General features: G+C 63.0%; 15 protein-coding genes. 10 read left to right on the top strand and 5 right to left on the bottom strand.

What is annotated here, in order from left to right; translation table 11 throughout:
* The first annotated feature begins 94 nt into the window (after window positions 1–94).
* Window positions 95–1318, top strand: a complete 1224-nt coding sequence (locus JK213_RS09990; RefSeq protein ID WP_194262800.1) for a cation:proton antiporter — start codon at window positions 95–97, stop codon at window positions 1316–1318.
* On the opposite strand, the gene JK213_RS09985 is transcribed toward JK213_RS09990, so the two are convergent.
* Entirely contained in the window at window positions 1319–2698 is a 1380-nt protein-coding gene (locus JK213_RS09985) for an amidohydrolase family protein (protein ID WP_194262799.1), read from the bottom strand.
* Window positions 2699–2820: 122 nt separating this feature from the next.
* Window positions 2821–4638 carry an ABC transporter ATP-binding protein gene (locus JK213_RS09980; RefSeq protein ID WP_228125560.1) on the bottom strand — a complete coding sequence of 606 codons (1818 nt, stop codon included), beginning with the start codon at window positions 4636–4638 and terminating at the stop codon, window positions 2821–2823.
* 198 nt (window positions 4639–4836) lie between these two features.
* Here JK213_RS09980 and nth point away from each other — a divergent pair, with 198 nt between their 5' ends.
* Window positions 4837–5535, top strand: coding sequence for an endonuclease III (gene nth, locus JK213_RS09975; RefSeq protein ID WP_194262798.1), 699 nt, complete (start codon window positions 4837–4839; stop codon window positions 5533–5535).
* Between the two features lie 12 nt (window positions 5536–5547).
* Here nth and JK213_RS09970 read toward each other — a convergent pair whose 3' ends face one another.
* From JK213_RS09970 to JK213_RS09960, 3 genes are all read right to left on the bottom strand, one after another.
* Window positions 5548–7749, bottom strand: a complete 2202-nt coding sequence (locus tag JK213_RS09970) for a ComEC/Rec2 family competence protein (protein ID WP_322783052.1) — start codon at window positions 7747–7749, stop codon at window positions 5548–5550.
* Between the two features lie 72 nt (window positions 7750–7821).
* Window positions 7822–8547, bottom strand: coding sequence for an NADPH-dependent F420 reductase (locus JK213_RS09965; protein ID WP_194262797.1), 726 nt, complete (start codon window positions 8545–8547; stop codon window positions 7822–7824).
* Window positions 8544–9131, bottom strand: a complete 588-nt coding sequence (locus tag JK213_RS09960) for a cupin (RefSeq protein WP_194262835.1) — start codon at window positions 9129–9131, stop codon at window positions 8544–8546. The genes JK213_RS09965 and JK213_RS09960 overlap by 4 nt, the downstream gene beginning before the upstream one ends.
* A gap of 178 nt (window positions 9132–9309) precedes the next feature.
* Between JK213_RS09960 and gltX the strand changes: the two genes are divergently transcribed.
* From gltX to JK213_RS09920, 8 genes are all read left to right on the top strand, one after another.
* Window positions 9310–10743: a glutamate--tRNA ligase gene (gene gltX / locus JK213_RS09955; protein ID WP_194262796.1), complete on the top strand. Its 1434-nt coding sequence runs from the start codon at window positions 9310–9312 to the stop codon at window positions 10741–10743.
* The gene (locus tag JK213_RS09950) at window positions 10736–11677 is read left to right on the top strand and encodes an aspartate carbamoyltransferase catalytic subunit (protein ID WP_194262795.1); all 942 of its coding nucleotides are present in this window, start codon (window positions 10736–10738) and stop codon (window positions 11675–11677) included. Before gltX ends, JK213_RS09950 begins: the two co-directional genes overlap by 8 nt.
* Window positions 11674–12960 carry a dihydroorotase family protein gene (locus JK213_RS09945; protein WP_194262794.1) on the top strand — a complete coding sequence of 429 codons (1287 nt, stop codon included), beginning with the start codon at window positions 11674–11676 and terminating at the stop codon, window positions 12958–12960. The genes JK213_RS09950 and JK213_RS09945 overlap by 4 nt, the downstream gene beginning before the upstream one ends.
* Complete coding sequence (gene plsY, locus JK213_RS09940; RefSeq protein ID WP_194262793.1) at window positions 12957–13589, top strand: glycerol-3-phosphate 1-O-acyltransferase PlsY; 633 nt, start codon at window positions 12957–12959, stop codon at window positions 13587–13589. The genes JK213_RS09945 and plsY overlap by 4 nt, the downstream gene beginning before the upstream one ends.
* Before the next feature lie 46 nt (window positions 13590–13635).
* On the top strand, window positions 13636–14820 hold the full coding sequence (gene dprA / locus JK213_RS09935; RefSeq protein ID WP_194262792.1) for a DNA-processing protein DprA: 1185 nt from the start codon (window positions 13636–13638) through the stop codon (window positions 14818–14820).
* A gap of 25 nt (window positions 14821–14845) precedes the next feature.
* Complete coding sequence (gene topA, locus JK213_RS09930) at window positions 14846–17542, top strand: type I DNA topoisomerase (RefSeq protein WP_194262791.1); 2697 nt, start codon at window positions 14846–14848, stop codon at window positions 17540–17542.
* A gap of 144 nt (window positions 17543–17686) precedes the next feature.
* On the top strand, window positions 17687–19456 hold the full coding sequence (locus tag JK213_RS09925; RefSeq protein ID WP_228125547.1) for a S41 family peptidase: 1770 nt from the start codon (window positions 17687–17689) through the stop codon (window positions 19454–19456).
* Window positions 19457–19481: 25 nt separating this feature from the next.
* Entirely contained in the window at window positions 19482–19823 is a 342-nt protein-coding gene (locus JK213_RS09920) for a DUF1491 family protein (RefSeq protein ID WP_194262790.1), read from the top strand.
* Window positions 19824–19936 lie beyond the last annotated feature (113 nt).

The following is a 19936-nucleotide window of genomic DNA, read 5'->3' as shown; positions in this document are numbered from 1 at the left end:
ACATAGAATTATTTATTACATGGAAATAAAAAATTACCCTAATTTTTTTGATCCATGTTACCCTGACCGGACCTGAAACAAAAAAGGGATCGTCATGGGGAATGTGACAGCACTGTTTGCGGATGCATTTATATTTGTCCTCGTTCCGTGGGGACTGTGGCAACTGCTCAGGCGTTCCATTCCCATTGCCATCCTGCCCATTCTGGTGGGCATTGTTCTGGCGGTCCTGCATTTTCCAGCATCAAAAGTCGGTATTCCCTCGCTTTACGGCGATTATATCGGCTGGCTGGCCGTTCTGGTTCTGGCGTTCACCGCCGGGCTGGAAATGTGGCAGAACCCCACCCATTCTCCCGAAGCCGAAAACCTCCCCTCCCCGACGCTGGGTCGCCTGCTGGGCGGAGCGCTCGTAGCGCTGGGCGTTCCGTTCGTCATCGGGACCATTCTGGTCAAGCTGTTCTTCCTGCCGCTGCATGGCTGGCAGGCCCCGCAGGGCAATAGCTGGATCGGCGCCATGTCGATCGGGCTGTGCATTTCCGTCAGTGCGCTGCCGGTTCTGATCGGGATCGTGCGTGAACTGGAGCCTGTGTACCGCCCCGTCGGACAGCTTGCTCTCAAACTCGCAGTCGTGGACGATGCGGCCCTCTGGATCGGGCTGGCCATCCTCCAGTTCGCGGCACGCGGATCGGATGCGCTGCATGGCTGGACCGGATTTGAAGGACTGGCCGTCCTGCTTCTGGTCGGCATGGCGCTCCTCAGCAGCTGGGCCACGCGGAACCTGAAAAACCCGCCGATCTGGATCATCTGGGCCGCTGTTCCGGCCTATCTGGCCGCCGGGTCCTGGGCGAGCCACGAACTGGGGCTGCACGAACTGATCGGCGCCTATTTCGCAGGCGCGCTCATGCCACCGCGCTGGGTCCGTCGCCTGCCGGTCGAGGCCGTGGGGACGTTCTCGCTGATCTGGCTGGCCCCGATGTTCTTTGGCCATAGCGGATTGCGGATCGACGGCGATGCGCTGACCTGGCCGTCCGTTCTGGCATCCCTGCTGCTGGTCGTCATTGCGATCGTCACGAAAATCCTTGCCGTCTGGATTTTCCCGCCTGCTCCGGGCCTGACGAACCGTCAGGCGCTGGGCATCGGCTCCCTGTTGCAGTGCAAGGGGCTGATGGAAATCGTGGCGGCGACCATCCTGCACGCGCACGGCATGATTTCGGAATTCGCCTTTGCCTCGCTGATGGTTCTGGCCGTGATCTCCACGACGCTGACCGGGCCGATGTTCCGGCTCGTCTCGGGACGTTCGCGCCCCGAGACCGTAGCATAATCAGTCCTTCGAACGGACGGGGCCGTGGCTGACAAGCGCGCCCCGCTGCCAGACCTGATCAATCTGGTCCACGGCAGCGATGTTTTCATCCGCATTGCCGTCCACAACCAGAAGATCCGCCCGGCGGCCCGGAGCAATCACGCCCCGGTCTGACAGATGCAGCAGAGCCGCGGCATTGCCCGTGGCCAGACTGATAGCCTGCACAGGGGACAGCCCGGCCTGCACCGTCAGATACAACTCACGATGCTCGGCAAAGCCGGGAATACGGGTCGGTGCGGCCCCGGAATCCGTCCCGAAACCAACCTTCACTCCCGCCCGATACAGAACGGCAAGGTTTTTCTGATTCACTGACAATGCATAATGCGAAGCCTTGGTCAGAGGCTTGGCCAGTGTCTCCGCGCGCCATTTCGGGTCTGTGAACTGACGACGCAGGGCCGGGTCCATACCCGCCAGAACGAACGGATTGGAGAGCAGCTCCGGCTGCTCGGCATAGAGATAATTCGCCTCATCCAGATCCAGCGTCGCAATATACCATGTGCCCTGACGGAGCATCGCCGCGATCAGATCATGATCCACCGGCTGATCCCGCACGCCATGCGCGAGAATATCGGCTTTTGCCGCCACGATGGCCTTGGCGACGGCGAGATCATGGATATGCACCGCAACCCGCGTGTCGTGCTGGTGCGCTTCGTCGATAACGGCCTGATAGATGGCGGGCGGCAGCATGGGATAGGTCTTGCCGTCCGGAACGTCATTGCGGAAGTCGTCCACCCAGAGCTTCACCAGATCCGTGTGTTCCGCAATCATCTGATCCACGTCTTTGCGCGCCTCTTCCGGCGTGGTCGGACGGAACACCTGATCGGGACCAACGCCCTTGACCATGGCGGCCGGTGGCACACCATCCGGCGCACCAATCCCCTGATCCACGCCATACAGATCCGCCCCCGGATTACGGCCCTCATGCTGTTCCTGACGCAGCGTATCGAACAGCGGAGAACGGTTCAGGCCCAGCGCCGTGACGGTCAGGACGCCATAGTCGGCATACTGCTTCATGGCGGCGAGAATATTGGCACGGGTATAGTTATCGCGGCTGGCCCCCGTACCTTTCACGAGGCCGACATGACTGTGATCGCTGATAAGAGCGGGCATCAGCGTCTTGCCCGTCAGGTCCACATGCCGCGCATCGGCGGGAGCCGGGATGCCGACCGAAAGAATCACACCATTATCGATGACCACCGTAGCGTCCGGCTGCGCCGATGCCCCGGTCCCGTCAATCAGCCGCGCATGCTCGAATGCGACCGGCTCTGCCAGCGCATTTCCGACACTGAAAGCGGCAGGCGTTGCGAGCAGCAGGGCGGTGAAGACGGAACGGATGGTCATGCGGCGGTCTCCTGTGTGGCTCCCGCCGAGCTTCTTTGTCGGGCATCCTGTGGTCCGGGCGGAAACGTGCATGAAGGACGAAACGCCCCCAGACCGGGAAAGATGCCGATTTCCTTCGGGCTTCAGCCTTCCAGCGACTGAAGCTCGAACAGGCGGCGGTAGATCCCGCCTTCGCGGGTAATCAGTTCGGCGTGCGTGCCGTCTTCTTTCAGCGCGCCCTGACTGAACACGAGGATGCGGTCCAGTTCCATGACGGTCGAGAGCCGATGCGCCACGACGATGACGGTCCGGTTCTGCATTAGGCGACGCATCGCATCCTGCACGAGGGATTCGGACTCGGAATCGAGGCTGGACGTCGCTTCGTCGAAAATCAGGATGGGCGCATCGGCCAGAAAGGCGCGGGCGATGGCAACACGCTGGCGCTCACCGCCCGAAAGCTTCACGCCGCGCTCTCCGACCATGGTTTCGTAACCCTCGGGCAGCCGCTCGATGAACGGCGCCGCATTGGCCAAACGGGCAGCGTCTTCGATCTCGGCGCGGCTCGCATCGGGGCGCGCATAGGCGATGTTTTCCGCAAGCGTGCGATGAAACAGCACCGGTTCCTGCGGAACAATGGCGATATGCGCGCGCAGGGACTCCTGCGTGACATGCGCGATATCCTGCCCGTCCACCACAATCCGACCGCCATTCACGTCATAAAGGCGCTGGAGCAGCTTGGTCAGGGTCGTCTTGCCCGAACCGCTCGGCCCGACAAGCGCCACGCGGGACCCCGGCGCGATGTCGATGCTCAGGTCGTGGTAAAGCGGTTTGACCTGCCCCGGATACTGGAAGTCCACATGCTCGAAGTGGATCGCCCCTGTTGTGAAACGGGCCGTCTGAGCATCGTCTGCGTCCTGAATGGCGGGATCGCGGCGGAAAATCGCCACGAGTTCCTCCATCTCATTGACCGAACGCTGCACCTGACTGACCTGCTGCCCCAGATCGCGCAGATACCCCTGCACCAGGAACATCATGGTCAGAACATAAGCCACATCCCCCGGACCAGCGCTCCCTCCCCACCACAACCAGACAGCCAGCCCGATCAGCAGCATCCGCATGGCGAGCGACGCCAGAGCCTGAAGATTGGCGCTATTCGTGCCCCGGACCCATGTCGTCAGTGTGCGCTGACGCCAGCCCCGGATGATGCTGTCGAGCCGGTCGTCCTCGCGGTTTTCCGCACCGAATGCCTTAACGACCGGATTGCAGGTCACGGCATCCGCCATGGCCGCACCCATTTTCGTGTCCCATTCATTGGACGCGCGGGCGGTAGGCGCGACATAGCGCAGGGTCAGCAGGATGGAGAGCGTAGCGAACAGCACGACCGAAACCGCCAGAACCGACCCCATCAACGGCGAACGAAACATCAGAACCGCCGTCGTCCCACCCAGAACCAGCACTTCCGGCGCGATCAGAAGCAGGAGCGTATCGTCCAGCGTATCAATCGCCCAGATCCCACGCGTTAGCTTGCGGACGGTCGAACCCGCGAAATTATTGGCATGCCAGTCCGTCGAGAACCGCTGCACCCGATCGAACGCCTGATTGGCAACGCGGTGCATGATGGCAAGCGTGAGATGCGAAATCCCGATGAAGGAGGAGCGGCGGCCGAACAGCCCCACCAGCCCCAGCACGATCAGCCCCGCGACCATCAGTCCCGCATCATCGCGCAGATGCAGCAGTTCCGAAGTTTTCTCCACAGCCGGGCCAGCGGCATGGCGGGAAATATCCTCCACCAGACGGCCTGCGAGAACCGGCGTGCAGACATCGGCCAGCGTGGCGAGGGCAACGCCGCCGAGGGTCTTGGCCAGCAGAAGAGGATGATCACACCAGCGGCTACAGACGAAAGACAGGACGTCCGTGAAGGACACTTCCTGCTTGCGGCCCTCCTGTTGCTGGCGACTCATGGGAAGAGGGGTATCGGACACGGTATCAGGCACAGGGCGCTCCGCCGTCTGCCGGTCTGCGATGTCATGCAGAACCGGCCACGGTGTAATGGCATGGGGTGTGATGGCATGGAGTTTTCAGAACTTTGCCGTATCTTGCTGTGTGTCCGGACCAGACGCAACACACCCCCGGCAACACACCCTCTTGGAGTGCCCGTCATGACCGATGCCCCCGCAACCGCCAAGCGGGCCATGAGCAAGGCGGCCGCCAAAGCCTTCATCACGGCACTGGCCGAAGCCAATCCTGATGCGGAAAGCGAACTGGTGTTCCGCAATCCGTTCGAACTTCTGGTGAGCGTCGTGCTCTCGGCACAAGCGACGGACAAATCCGTCAACAAGGCGACGAAAGGCCTGTTCGAGGAAGCCCCCGACCCGACCTCCATGGCAGCCATCGGCGAAGAGGGTATTGCGCGGCACATTCGCACCATCGGCCTGTGGCGGGCGAAAGCGCATAACGTGGACCTGCTCTGCCATCAGTTGCTGGAGCGTCATGATGGACAGGTCCCCTCCGACCGGGCTTCGCTAGAAGCGCTGGCTGGTGTGGGGCGCAAGACGGCGAATGTCGTGATGAATGTCGCATTCGGCGCGGATACGATGGCGGTCGATACCCACATCTTCCGCATCGGTAACCGCACCGGTCTGGCCCCCGGCAAAACCGTGCGACAAGTCGAGGACGGGCTGGTCGCCCGCATCCCGAAAGACATGCTCCGCCCGGCGCATCACTGGCTGATCCTGCACGGACGCTATGTCTGCAAGGCCCGCGTGCCCGAATGCTGGCGCTGCCCGGCCACGACATGGTGCCTGTACCCGGACAAACGCATGGTGGCTCCATCCACACGGAAAACAGCTACGGCCTGAAAATCGCAGACCTTACTCGGATTGCGCCAGAGGCAGGTTCGGCATGCCGTGCCAGCCCACAGGTGGAACCCAGAGCCGGTTCCCCCGCCAGCTTCGGTCCGAAACAATCGTGAGACTGCGCCCGGCAAACACGGCATAAGCCCCATCACGCCAGACCGAAAACCGGTCAATGAACGGCACATCCGCGCAGCCTTTACGGGCGGGAGACGTGCTGATGAACAGGCTCACCCCATCGCATTGCTGCATCGTCGGGAGATGAGCACCGTCCGATAAATCATGCGGACGCAGCAGCACGGTCTGCGCGCCAATGCTGATCCGGCACAAACCGACCAGACACTCCGGCGGCAGAGGCGCCACCGGAAGCGCCAAGGCCTGCTGCCAGTCTTCCAACGTGCGCTCTTCCAGACCGGAATGCGGACCAACCAGAAGCACATCCGGACGACGCACCGTCATCAGCCCCGCATCCGCCGACACGAAAATATCAGGCTTCGGCGCCAGCCAGATCGACGCCACCCCGATCACCACCGGCAGCAGACCGGCAAGAGCAATCCGGCCTTTCCACAGACACAGGAAGCAAAGCCCAAGCATCACGAACAGCAGCCCCCAGCCCGGCATGGCCGGAACAGGCTGATGCGCCATCGGAAACGCCGCCACCCGCTCCGCCAGCACCTGCACGACGTGGATGCCCACACCCATGAGTTTCAGAAACGGCGCTTCCGCATGAAACGGCATGGCGACAAGCGCCAGAAGCCCAACCGGCATGATCCAGACAGCCGCAAGCGGCACGGCCGCAAGATTGGCCAGCACAAACCACGGCTGAAACGCCCCGAAATGCGCCATGCTGACAGGCAGAGTCGCCAACCCGGCGAGAAGACTCGTCAGCGTCAGGGCCGCACCATAGGACGCCACAACCCTGTACCACTTCCCCTCCACGCGCAGCCGCATAAGCGGCTCACGCAGCACACCATAGCCCGCAATCAGCCCCATCACGGCGGCGAAAGACATCTGGAACGACACATCCACGACCGAAACCGGCGAAACCAGCAGGATCAGCAACGCCACAATGGACAGCGATCGCACGGACAGGACGCGCCGCCCGGTCACGATGGCCAGCGTCACGAGGCTCGCCATGCCCAGCGCCCGCAGGCTGGGCAGATGCGCCCCCGTCAACAGCACATAGCCCGCCCCGGCCAACAACCCCGAAACGGCGGCGATCTGCCGACAGGGCCAGCGCAGGGCGACATATTCAATCGACGCCAGACCACACCGCAGCGTCACGATCACAGCCGCCATTACGAGCCCCAGATGCAACCCCGCCACAGCAAGAAGATGCGCCAGCCCAGATGCGGAAAATGCTTCCCGCGTCTGCTGGTCAATGCCCCCGGCTTCACCGGCCAGAAGCGTGGCCGCAATCGCGGCGGTCTGGTCGGGCAGCACAGCCGCGGTGCGGAACGCAACAGCCTCGCGCAGGGTCTCGATCCATGAAGCCCGGACCGCTGCGCCTGAAAGACTGATCGGCCCCAGCGCATAACCGCTTCCCGCCAGCCCCGAAAACCATGCCTCGCGCTGAAGATCGCGTCCGCCGGGCCATGACGGCGGGGGCGGCGGCCGCAGCATCGCGCGCAGACTGATCGTGCTTCCCGGCTCGGGCAACAGATCGTCATCGTCGCGCAGACGGATATGCAGCGTCCGGCGCAATGGGGCCATTCCGGCATCAACGGGCGTGTCGAACACGGCATCGGCCAAAGTGATGCGATGGCCGTCATCTTCGTCATCATTCCGGGGCGGTAGGATTTCCAGCGACTGTACGCGGCCCGTCAGAACGGTGGCATGGGTCGGCAACACCGGCATGGGTGGCTGAATCCAGGCTTGAAAAGCCAGATCACCAAAACCAGCCGCAAAAGCAAGCAGCGCAAACCCCAGCAGGCGCGGAAACAGCCGCTGCCAGCCCCACCGGAGACACGCTGCCCCTGACAGCCCCATCAAAAAAGTGCCAAACACAACAGACAGGATGGAAGGCTCGAACGGCAGGGCGAGATAGAACACGTCCCCCAGCCCGACTGCCACCGGAAGCCAGCAGATCATCTGCCGCCCCTGATCCAGAACAGACCGGATCACGGCTGAAGGCGACTTCGGCACAAGGTCGAAGTCTTCCACGCTGTCCAGAAGTTCGCGCGGATCAAGGTCCGGGACGGAAAGGGGTTCTGTCTTCACAAACAGAACCGTAACGGATTTTTCCGCAGGACGCGCCTCCCCTATTAAGGCAAGCGCCTCCTGCGGCCCAATCTACTGCGGAAGATGCAGCACCTGTTTCAGACCAGTAGCATCCCGCTCCAGTTCAAACCCCGTACTTCCCGGCTGAAACAGCCTTGCGGTCGCAAGATTGCCTGTCACAACAGGGTCGAATCCGGCCGCCTTCACCAGCATCGTCACCTGCGACACGGCCTGCGCATCATCCCCCGCCACCGGAACCGCCAGAAGCGGCGAAGCGCGATGCGCCTCGGAACGCAGCGTGGTCATGTCGATGGAGTTGAACGCCCGCACCACATGCGCCGAAGGGAAATAACGCTGTGTCGTCACCCCTGCCCCGTCCCGCTGCGCCGTGTCCGCAATCGCCCCATCCCGCCAGGGATAGGGATTGGACGGATCAAGCAGAACCTTGTCCAACAACGTCCGGCTGAGCTGCGGGCCGAGCTGCGGAATGGCGCCATAGGGGACGGCCAGCACCACCACATCGCCATAGGCCGCCGCCTGCGCCGGGGTTCCGGCCGTGGCGAGCGGGCCCAGCGAGGTGGCAAGAGACTGCGCCTCGCTCAGGGAGCGCGACGACACCATGACGGGATAACCCGCATGGACCCAGAGTTCAGCCAGCGTCGTGCCGACATGACCTGTACCGATAATGCCGATCCGCATTTTCTGGCTCGTCGCCTCGACCGCACTGGCGCTGCTGACCGTCGCCAGCCCCGCGAGTGCTGCGAGGAAAGGACGGCGCCTGAGAGGAAAACCCGTCATGATGGGTGCCACTCCCGTGCGAGAACACCTGCAGCACCCTGAACCGGATCGGTTTTCGGGAATGGCAGGCCGTGAATACGGGCACTCTGCTCCGCCGTAGGCGCGGCGCGGAGAATGTCGAAAGACTGGTTGGGCGGATAAGCGCCGATGACGGTGAACTCCGTGTCCGATCCGAGATTGCAGTGCCCCGTTCCGGCCGGAAGCACGGCGATGTCGCCACCGCGCACCTCGACCGTCCGGGCGTTCGGCCCGCCCAGCATCAGGCGTGCGGAACCATTGGAAAAGCCCAGAACTTCATGGCCAAGGCTGTGATAGTGATGAAACGGATAAACACCGTTGCGCCACTGCGGCGGCCAGCCGTTCCGGCTGAACAGGTCTTCATACACCGCTTCGCGATCCGGCCCGGCTTCGAGCGCATTGCGATAGACGATGACAGGGAGTTCCGGATTGTTCGGAACCCAGTCATTGGCGCGCAGCGTAAAGACATCCACACGGGAGGTCGTGGCGCTGGCGTGATGGATCTTCCCCTCTCCGAAGGTCAGACCCAGCCCTGCCAGCAGGGCATTAAAATCGCGTCTGTTCATTGGAAAGGCACCACCCGGACTATTGAACGTCACAATAGGCCGCTTCGGGAGGCCGCTGGAAATCACACGCGCTTGAAGAACCTTAGCTTTTTGTAAAACGATGGCGCGTGACGGAGCGCCGCACCCCCGCTGGCGCAGGCGGATGGAAGCGCGGGTCAGAGCATGATATGACGGCGGCATGACCATCCGTACGCGATTTGCCCCCTCCCCGACGGGTCTGCTGCATGTCGGCAACGCCCGCGCCGCCCTGTTCAATTTCCTCTTTGCCCGTCATCACGGCGGCGAATTCCTCCTGAGGATCGAGGACACCGACAAGGAACGCTCCACTCAAAAAGCCGTGGACGTAATCTTTGACGGTCTGGCCTGGATGGGAATCGAGGCGGATGCGGAACCGGTTTTCCAGTCCGCCCGGCAGGACCGCCATACGGAAGTGGCGCTTGAGCTTCTGGAAAAAGGTCAGGCCTACAAGTGCTTCTGCACGCCTGAAGAACTGACCGCCATGCGCGAGAAGGCCATGGCCGAGAAGCGGCCGCCCCGTTACGACGGCACATGGCGGGACCGCGATCCGTCCGAAGCACCCGCCGGTGCGCCGTATGTCGTGCGTCTGAAGGCCCCGCGTGACGGCGAGACGATCATCAAGGATCTGGTGCAGGGCGAAGTCCGGGTCGCAAATTCCGAAATGGACGACCTGATCCTGCTGCGCTCGGACGGCACGCCGACCTATCTGCATGCCGTGGTCGTCGACGATCACGATATGGACATCACCCATGTCATGCGCGGTGACGACCATCTGACAAACACATTCCGTCAGGCCATGATCTACCGCGCCATGGGCTGGAACCTGCCGCATTTCGCACATCTGCCGCTGATCCACGGCCCTGACGGCGCCAAGCTGTCCAAGCGCCATGGCGCGCAGTCGGTCGTGGATTTCCGCGAGGAAGGCTATCTGCCGGAAGCGCTGTGCAACTACCTGCTGCGTCTGGGCTGGGGTCATGGCGATGCCGAAGTCCTGTCCCGCGAAGAACAGATCAAGCTGTTCGATCTGGATGGCGTGGGCCGCTCCCCGTCCCGCATGGATTACGTCAAGCTGGCGCATCTGAACGGAATCTGGATGCGCGTCGCCGATGATGCGCGCCTGACGGATGACGTCATGCAGCGCCTTCAGGGCCGCGACGGCGTTGTCACCGACGACCGCACCCGTGCGCGTATTCTTGCAATGATGCCGGGCCTCAAAGAGCGCGCAAAAACACTCGTGGAATTGGCAGACAACGCCGCTTTCGCAGGTTTCACCCTGCCCCTGACCTTCACCCCCAAAGCCGAGAAGCTGCTGGGCGAGGACGGGCGCACGGTTCTGCAGGGCGTAGGCAAGGATCTGGCCGCACTTTCGGACTTCACGCCCGAAACCGTCGATGCGACACTGCGCGCCTATGCTGAAAAACACGAGATCAAGCTCGGCTCCGTGGCCCAGCCGCTGCGCGCGGCCATGACGGGCTCCACAACGTCTCCGGGCATTGATCTGACGCTTGCGGCTCTCGGGCAGGACGAGGTTCTGGCCCGCATCGCAGCTGTTCTTGCTTCTGCGTCCAGCGATGCCACGTCCACCAATGGCTGAGCGGCCCTCCGTCCCCCGGCATCTTCTGGGAATCGAGGGGCTGTCGGCTGAACAGCTCGTACCGTTCCTCGATCTGGCAGAGAGCTACGCGCTGCTGAGCCGTTCACGCTCCGCGCCGCGTGATGCGCTGCGGGGGCGGACGGTCATCAATCTGTTCTATGAAGACAGCACCCGCACCCGCACGAGTTTCGAACTCGCAGGCCAGCGGCTTGGCGCGGACGTCATCAACATGTCCGTCGCCACAAGTTCGGTGAACAAGGGCGAAACGCTTCTGGATACGGCAGCAACGCTGAACGCCATGCGCTGTGACCTGCTGGTCATCCGCCACGCGCAGTCCGGCGCACCGGCCCTGCTGTCGCAGAAAGTCGAGGCCAGCGTCGTCAATGCGGGCGACGGCACGCATGAACATCCGACACAGGCGCTGCTGGATGCACTGACGATCCGGCGGCATTTCGGACGTCTTGAGGGGCTGACGGTCGCGATCTGCGGCGATGTCGGGCACAGCCGGGTAGCACGCTCCAACATCCATCTGCTGACGGCATTCGGAAACCGGGTGCGGCTGGTCGGGCCGCCGACGCTGCTGCCGGGGGCCATGGCTGAGCTCGGCAATGTCGCGCTGTATTCCGACATGGACAAGGCGCTGGATGGCGCGGATGTCGTCATGTCCCTGCGCCTTCAGAAGGAGCGCATGGGGGCAGGTCTGGTGCCGAGCGCGCGGGAATATTTCCATTTCTTCGGGCTGGACCGCCGCCGTCTGAGGCTGGCAAAGCCCGGCGCGCTCGTCATGCATCCGGGGCCGATGAACCGTGGCGTCGAAATCGCCTCGGACGTTGCGGATTCGGATCAGAGCGTGATTTCCGAACAGGTTGAAATGGGCGTGGCTGTGCGGATGGCGGTTCTGGACCGTCTGTCCCGGGCACGGATGCCGGTATGACTGATATCGTTTTTGAAAATGTCCGCCTGATCGACCCCGCTTCGGGTCGGGACGAAATCGGGCGACTTGTGGTGCGTCAGGGGAAGATCGTCGCCTGCGAAGACGGGTCGGTCCCCGAAGGCGCGCAGATCATTGATGGCGCGGGAGCCGTGCTGTGTCCCGGGCTGGTGGACATGCGCGTGGCCCTCGGGGAGCCGGGGTCGGAATACCGCGAGAGCGTGTCTTCCGGGGCGCGGGCTGCCGTCGCGGGTGGCATCACCACCATGGCGGTCCTGCCCAACACCTCCCCCCCGATCGACAATCCGGCGCTCGTGCATCTGCTGCGGGTCCGGGGCGAAGAAACGGGCATGGTCTCGATCCATCCTTACGGCGCACTGACGCGCAGCTGCGAGGGCGGCGAAATGGCCGAACTCGGCCTGCTGCGCAACGCCGGAGCCGTAGCCTTCACGGACGGAACCCGCGCGATTTCGGACGCCAAGCAGATGCGTAACCTGCTATCCTATTCGCGCTTCCTCGACGCCATCGTAGTGCAGCATCCGGAAGATCCGTCTCTGGCCAAAGGCGCCTGCGCCACCGCGGGGGCACGCGCGGTCCGGATGGGCCTGCCGCAGGTTCCGGCGGAAGCCGAGGCCATCATGATCGCCCGCGATCTGCGTCTGGCGGCCATGACCGGGGCACGGCTGCATTTCGCGCATGTCTCGACGGCGGAGGGGCTGGACCTGATCCGTGCGGCCAAAAGCCGGAACGTACGCGTGACCTGCGATACGGCGCCGCCCTATTTCGCCATGACCGAAGACGATATCGGCGACTTCCGCACCTACGCGAAACTCTCGCCGCCCCTACGGAACGACGCGGACCGGCAGGCCGTCTGTGCCGCGCTGGCGGACGGAACGATCGACGCCGTAGCCTCAGACCATGCCCCGGCGGATGCAGATGACAAGCGGCTGCCTTTCGCGCAGGCCCGTGCTGGCGGCACCGGACTGGTCACGCTGCTGGGCGTCACGCTCGGCGCGGGGCTGCCGCTTGTGGATGCGTTGCGTCTGCTGACCTCCGCTCCGGCTGCCCTGCTGGGCCTTGAAGCCGGGACGCTGGCAGTCGGGAGCGATGCCGATCTGTGCCTGTTCGATCCGGAAGGCTTGTGGACCGTGGTCGCCGGAGACCTGCCGGGACGCGCACAGAACACACCGTTTGACGGCCGGAATCTGAAAGGCCGTGTCCTGCGGACCTTCAAGCGCGGTGTGGAAGTCTTCACGGCTGACGGGCTGGCGGAGGCACGCTCGTGAGCGGCTTTCAGGCACAGCTCATTCTGCTGTTTCTCGTGTCCTACGTCATCGGAAGCATCCCGTTCGGGCTGCTGCTGACAGCGCTTGCAGGCGGCGGGGACATCCGCAAGATCGGTTCGGGCAATATCGGCGCAACCAATGTCCTGCGCACGGGCCGACGCGGGCTGGCTGCGGCCACGCTGCTGCTGGATGCGCTCAAGGGGGCAGCCGCTGTCCTGATCGCACGGTTTTTCTTCCCCGGCGCGAGCGAAATGACCATGGCCGTGGCGACCGTCGCTGTCGTTATCGGGCACTGCTTTCCGGTCTGGCTCGGCTTCAGGGGCGGCAAAGGCGTTGCGACGGGTCTCGGGACGATCTGGGCTCTGTCCTGGCCGGTCGGGCTGGCCTGCTGCGTGGTGTGGCTGCTGGTGGCGCGCCTGAGCCGGATTTCCTCAGCCGGGGCTCTGGCGGCATTTCTGCTCGCGCCGATGCTGATGGTGCTGCTGTCCGGGCGGGCGCTGCACTCCCCCATCCCGGTGGCGACGCTGCTCATCTCGCTGCTGATCTGGGCGCGGCACTGGAGCAATATTGCACGCCTCCTGACAGGACAGGAGCCGCGCGTGAACGTGGATCAGGCGCCTCGTTCCTAAGATTTTAAGTGTCTATTAAGGAATCTGCCTTAAGGAGAAAGACCTTATGACAGATTCCGCAGCCGCCTCTCCCGTCGTTTCTGCCGCAGACCGAATCGACACGCTGCGCCTGTCGCAAACAACGGGCGTTGGTCCGATCAACTTTGCGCGACTGATGACGCAGTATGGCAGCGCAGGAGCCGCTCTGGCAGCACTGCCCGGACGCATGCGTAAAGCAGGGCGGCGGGACGACCCTGCCATTCCGTCCGTTTCTCGCATGACGGACGAACTGGAACGCCTTGAAAAACTGGGCGGGAAAATGCTGGTCCGGGGGGATGCAGACTATCCGCTACTCCTGTCCCATGTGCCGGATGCGCCACCGGTGCTGTTCGCGCTCGGGGATGTCCGGAAGCTGTCGATGCGGTCTGTAGGGGTGGTAGGTGCGCGCAATGCCTCGGCTGCGGGAATCCGGATTGCAGAAAGCCTTTCGGCCGAAATGGCCCATGCCGGAATCTGCGTGGTTTCCGGTCTGGCGCGGGGTATCGACTCGTCAGCACACGCCGCCGCACTGCATCCCGGTCTGACGGTCGGGGCAATCGCCGGAGGGCTGGATCATGCCTATCCGCCGGAGAATGCATCCCTTCAGCAGCAGATTGCTGAAAAAGGTTGTCTGGTGACGGAAGCATTGCTCGGAACCGCCCCGCAGGCCCGCCATTTTCCACGGCGCAACCGCCTGATCGCCGGGATTTCGTCGGGATGTTTGATCATTGAGGCAGCGCTGGACTCTGGTACGATGATAACGGCGGATCTCGCCCAGTCCTACAATCGTGAACTTCTGGTCGTGCCAGGTTCGCCACTCGATCCCCGGTCACGGGGCGGCAATCATCTTCTGAAAACCGGTCAGGCAACCCTGACAGAAAATATTGCCGATATTCTTCAGGTTCTACCGTTTGAGCTTCCCGAGCGTGAGCCTGCACCATGGCAGCATCCAGCACGCCACACCCCGCCTTTGACCGGCTTTTCCGAACCAGCGTCTGTATGGGGCGACATCCCTGACACCGGCTGGATCGACCCCGATCTCGTACAGCAAAGCGTGCGGCCTCTTCTCTCCGTGACGCCTGTAGCAGTTGACGATGTGGTGCGCCGCTGCCAGTTCTCCGTGTCGGCAGTGCTTGCGACGCTGGCTGAGCTTGAGCTCGGTGGGATCGTGGAGTTTGTGCCCGGCGGACGCGTGGCGTTGCTGCCGAACTGAAGTGACGCGGAATACCGGAGTGGCGATGACGGACGTTGTGGTGGTCGAGAGCCCGGCAAAGGCCAAGACGATCAACAAATATCTGGGAAGCGGATATACCGTGCTCGCTTCATTCGGACATGTGCGAGATCTGCCGCCCAAAGACGGGAGCGTGCGCCCGGACGAGAACTTTGCCATGAGCTGGCAGACGGACGAACGCGGCGCAAAGCAGATCTCGGCCATCACCAAGGCGCTGAAGGGGGCGAAAAACCTCTACCTCGCCACTGACCCGGATCGCGAAGGCGAAGCGATTTCGTGGCATGTCCGCAGCGTTCTGGAAGAAAAAAAGCTTCTGAAGAACGTGGACGTCCATCGCGTCACCTTCAACGAAATCACCAAATCGGCTGTTACGGCAGCGATGGCGGCTCCGCGCGAACTGGACCGACCGCTGATCGACGCCTATCTCGCCCGCCGTGCGCTGGACTATCTGGTGGGCTTTACGCTCTCCCCCGTCCTGTGGCGCAAGCTGCCGGGCAGCCGGAGCGCCGGGCGCGTGCAGTCCGTCGCCCTGCGTCTGATCTGTGAGCGCGAAGCCGAAATCGAGGTTTTTCGCCCGAAAGAATACTGGACCGTCACCGGCGGCTTCACGACACCCGGCAAGGCTGCGTTTCAAGCACGCCTGACGCATCTCAAGGGCGAAAAGCTCGACCAGTTCGACCTGAACAACGAACAGCTGGCATTCGGAGCGCGCGATACAGTCCTCAGCGGACAGTTCACGGTTCGGTCTGTCGAACGCAAGCGCACCAAGCGTAATCCGCCCCCGCCATTCACGACATCAACCCTCCAGCAGGAGGCGTCCCGCAAGCTCGGCATGAGCGCGCAGACGACGATGCGTACGGCCCAGCAGCTTTATGAAGGCGTGGATCTGCGCGGCGAAACCACAGGCCTGATCACCTATATGCGAACCGACGGCGTGACGATGGCGAAAGAAGCCATCGGATCCATCCGCGGGCATATCGGCAAGGCATTCGGCGACGACTATGTGCCGGATTTCCCGCGCGCCTATGCCACCAAGGCCAAGAACGCGCAGGAGGCCCATGAGGCCATCCGCCCGACGGATGTCTTCCTGACGCCCCAGCAGGTTGGCCATGCACTGACGCCCGACCAGAAGAAGCTGTACGAACTGATCTGGAAGCGCTCCGTTGCCTCCCAGATGCAGTCGGCGGAACTGGATCAGGTCGCGGTGACGCTCGCCGATGCCAGCGGTCAGACGCTTCTGCGCGCCACAGGCTCGACCATCGCATTCGACGGCTTCCTCAAGCTCTACATCGAAGGCCGGGACGACACCAAAGTCGAGGATGAAGACGGCAAGCTCCTGCCGCCGATGAAGGAAGGCGACCGCCTGACGACCGGCGCCGTGGATGCCGAACAGCATTTCACCCAGCCGCCACCGCGTTATTCGGAAGCCTCGCTCGTCAAGAAAATGGAAGAGATCGGCATTGGCCGTCCTTCGACCTACGCGTCCATTCTGGGCGTGCTGCGGGACCGCAATTACGTTCGGCTGGATGCACGGCGCTTCATCCCCGAGGACCGTGGACGACTGGTTACGGCCTTCCTGACCTCCTTTTTCGAGCGCTATGTAGATTCGGGCTTCACAGCCTCGCTTGAAGAACAGCTCGACGATATTTCGGGCGGCCGCGCGGACTGGCATGATGTCATGGCCGCGTTCTGGCATGATTTCTCGGCGGCAGTGGCGCAGACCAAAGATCTGAAAATCTCGGACGTCATCGACGCTCTGGACGAAGACCTCGCGCCGCATTTCTTCCCGCCCCGCCCTGATGGCAGCGATCCGCGCGTCTGCACGTCCTGCGGAACCGGGCGGCTGGGCCTGCGGCTGGGCAAGTTCGGCGCCTTCATCGGCTGCTCGAACTATCCGACCTGCCAGTTCACACGCCGTCTGGTGGCCGAAGAAGGCGATACCGAAGGGCTGAACGACGGTCCGAAAGTTCTGGGTCAGGACCCGGATACCGGCGAGGACATCTCGATCCGTCGCGGGCCGTACGGGCTGTATATCCAGCGCGGCGAACCCAATCCCGAGGACAAGAAAGCCAAACCCAAGCGGACGACCATTCCCAAGGGAATCGACGGCAACACCATGACCATGGAACAGGCGCTGGGGCTGCTGTCCCTGCCGCGTCTGGTCGGGCTTCACCCTGAAACGGGCGAGAAAATCGAGGCCGGTCTGGGACGGTTCGGGCCGTATGTGAAGATGGGTGCGATCTACGGCACGCTCGACAAGGATGACGATGTTCTGACGGTCGGGCTGAACCGAGCTGTGGATTCGCTGGCCAAAAAGCTGGCGTCCATCCGCAATCTGGGAGCGCATCCGAAAGACGGCGAACCGGTCATGATCCGCAAGGGACGGTTCGGACCCTATGCCCAGCATGGTCAGCTGATCGCCAACCTGCCGAAGGGGCTGGATATGGAGGAGGTCACGCTCGATGAGGCCGTGGCGCTTCTGGCGGAAAAGGGCAAACCACTGAAAGGTGGCGCAAAAAAAACTTCGGCGAAAAAAGCAGCTCCGAAGGCCACAAAGGCCAAGAAAGCCGTTGCCTCTGCGGAAGGGGATGAGGCCGCTCCGAAGACGGTAACGAAGCGTATCTCGGCCAAATCCGCCACAAAAACGAAAACCACAACGCCGCGGAAGCGTAAGACTGTCTCCGACACGTCGTCGGAAGACTGAAAACAGATCGGGTCGGCAGTGTTGCCAGATGGCACTGCCGACCCCAGATTTGATCTGGCAAGTCTTTACCGTGGCTGAAGTTTGTGGCGTGGTCGCGTTACGGGAGCAGCCGTTTTTTGCCGTCCCGTCTCCAAGGACCCCGTCTTGCGTCATGTCGCCCGCCCTGTGACCTTTTTCATGCCGCGCAGCCGCAAGGCGGCATGTCGTGTGGCGCTGTGTCTGACGGTCTGCCTCATGGTTCTCGCAGTTCAGAGTAGCGCCGCAGAAGCCCAGACACCGACCGATACCGCCCCGGCTCCCGCCACGCCCACAGCCGCTCCGCCCCCGCCCGCACCTCCCGTTTTTTCGTCCCCCATCACACGGGACGTTCTGGTCGCGGCGCTCGGCTTTCTGGAGCCGCGAACGCTGGAGGCCCATTCCGCACGGGATTTCTGCGTCTGGGGGCTGGACGGTCTGACGGCCATCGACCCGACCCTATCCGTCACGATCACGCCCTCGGCCGCAGCCCCTGCCGTCGTCCATACGTCCGGAACGGCCGTCGCGGCTGAAAAACCTGCCGATGCGCCGTCCACCACGACACTGAGCGTCCTTCAGGGCCAGACCGTTCTGTTCAGCCGCGCTCTGCCCTCGACAAACAGCCATACCGCATGGGCGGATCTGGTCACGGCGGCCATGCAGGCGGCTTGGCAGCATTCCTCCACCTTGCGGGATGCCGGATCAGACGCGCTGTTGCAGGGCTTCTTCGACGAACTGTTCAATCATCTCGACCCGTATTCCCGCTATCTCGCCCCCTCCCCCGCTACGTCGGACCGGACGCGGCGCACGGGCAGCACCGGCACGGTCGGGGTGAGCCTCGGGCAGAGCGGACGGAACATCGTGATTACAGCCGTCAACGCCAACGGTCCCGCATGGGAAGCAGGCATCGATACGGGCGAACATCTGGTGTCCGTCAATGGACGCTCTACGCACGGTCAGGATGCCGCAACCGTTCAGGACTGGCTGGAAGGCGACGAACACAGCGCCGTTACGCTGGGAATCGCCGCGAAGGGACACCGACCCACGACCTTCAAACTGCAACGGGTTCAGGTTCCGCCCGAAACCGTGTTTGCGTCCACCGATGGTCCCTTCACCGTTCTGCGCGTTACGTCCTTCTCGACCCAGACAGCCGAGGAAATCAGCCAGTATATCGATCAGGTCGTGGACGAACCGACCCCGGACGCCCCAGCTCCGCCGCCGGGGAAAGGCAAGGCTGCGGGCATCATTCTCGATCTTCGTGGCGATCGCGGTGGCGTCCTGCAACAGGCCGTAACGACTGCGGCCCTCCTGCTGGATCATGGCGTCGCCGTAACCACGCAGGGCCGGAATCCTCTCGCCAACCATATCTGGGCCGTTCAGGGCGGCGACATGACCAACGGAACGCCCGTGGTGGTTCTCGTAGACGGGCGGACAGCGAGTGCTGCCGAAATTCTGGCGTCCGCACTGGCCGATCACCGGCGCGCTGTCGTGATCGGGAGCGAAACGCTGGGCAAGGGACTGGTTCAGGTGATCGGGCAGATGCCCAATGGCGGCGAACTGTTCGTGACATGGAGTCGCAATCAGGCCCCGCTGGGCTGGCCGATTCAGGGACTGGGCGTGATGCCGCAGATCTGCACGTCGCTTGGAGCGGACGCACTTCAGGCACAGCTTTCCGCCCTGAAAGCGGGAAACAGCCTTCAGGGCGAGGCCGTACAGACCGCCCGGGCCGCTCGCTATCCGGTCCCGGTCGCGAAAATCCTCGAGATCCGCAAGCACTGTCCGGCCGCCATCGGCTCGGATGCCGACATGGACGCAGCAAAGGCGCTGCTGTCTTCCCCTGCCGCCTATAAGGCGGCTCTGGAGTCTGTTCCCGACGAGAACAGCGCGCCTCTCCACTAACCTTGCAGGACGAACGGAAACGGTTATGGGCGCACGATTGAAAACGGGACTTTGGGTACGGGCTGTCCTGCGCCGTATTTCCTCGGACGGAACCTCGGCCATGGTTCTGAAAAAGGGAGACGAGGATGCCGGTGCGGTCCTGATCGTCCTGACGGACCGCTCAGGCGGGACTGGTGTGCTGCGGGAGGACGGATCGGGCTGGACCCGCGTGGATGCGAGCGATGCCGCCAGTGTGGACGCCTATCTGGAACGGCAGAAACAGTATGATCCCGACCTGTGGATCGTTGAGCTTGAGATGCGCGACGTCTCCCTGCCTATCGAGCGGACGCTCGGATCGCGCAGGCTCGATCTGGACGAAGAGGCGTAAACTGTGGGAGTGAAGACACAGCACATGGCGAACCTGCCATAAAGAAAACTGCATGATGCGGCATTATGCCGTGTGATGCGTTGCCATCGTCCGAGCTTTCGGCAAGAACACAC

It is taken from the genome of Gluconobacter sp. Dm-44, assembly GCF_018256175.1.
GTDB classification, from domain to species: Bacteria; Pseudomonadota; Alphaproteobacteria; order Acetobacterales; family Acetobacteraceae; genus Gluconobacter; species Gluconobacter cadivus.
Note: the sequence above shows the minus strand (reverse complement) of the source record. Positions and strands in the feature narration are given on the sequence as shown.